The sequence below is a fragment of the Streptomyces viridosporus genome, assembly GCF_002078235.1.
Taxonomy (GTDB): domain Bacteria; phylum Actinomycetota; class Actinomycetes; order Streptomycetales; family Streptomycetaceae; genus Streptomyces; species Streptomyces viridosporus.
Map to the genome: position 1 here is coordinate 1 of NZ_MSGP01000845.1, position 677 is coordinate 677.

General features: G+C 66.8%; 1 pseudogene. It reads left to right on the forward strand.

The window, feature by feature from the left end:
• A pseudogene (locus B7L92_RS43345) lies at positions 1–139 on the forward strand (GNAT family N-acetyltransferase); the annotation flags it as partial.
• Positions 140–677: the final 538 nt, after the last annotated feature.

A 677-nucleotide genomic window follows, 5' to 3' on the forward strand; every position in this document is an offset into this window, starting at 1 on the left:
CCTCAAGGTCGTGTCGCACCCTCCCGCCGAGGACTTCTACCACCGCGTCGGTGCGGTGCGGACCGGGACCGCGTTCGCGAACCCGCCCGCCGTGCCGTGGGACCGTCCCGAATTCGAGTTTCACATTCCTTCGGGATGACGCGGTGTGCTGGTTGGCGAGGCACCGGCTTTGCCTGCATGATGGTCGGCTTGCAGGAGCCACTGGACGCCGCGCGCTCCGTGTGTGCCGTCGCCTCTGCCCTGGCGTGGTGATCGCCTGCGCCAGCGGCCTCTCCCCGGCGAATTCCTCACCTCCGGCACTCCCAGAGCCATCGCAACCAGCACGCATTCCCTGCCCGCCTGTCGGGCCATGGTGCTGGTGAGCCGTCTTCCGCGCGGCTGGGCTCGACAGCTCGCCTGTGGGGTGGGGCCGTTCTTCAAGGAGAACGGTTGTTCCAGGCCGACCCGCTGCCCGCACCCGTACACAGAGGCGATCGGTATCAGCGGCGCGAGGTTATGCCATGTGTTAGTGTCACGCGTTTGCGTGGTCGTCGCGGTGGGCGATTCTGCCTGTTCGGTTCCGCTTGTGCGTGGGCTGTTCAATCCTGCCGGGCCTTCCTCGATACGTTTCCTTGCGGAAGGCTGTTCATGAAGCATCCCGATGACTCCGGCATCGCTCACGGCGGTCCCGCCCAGCC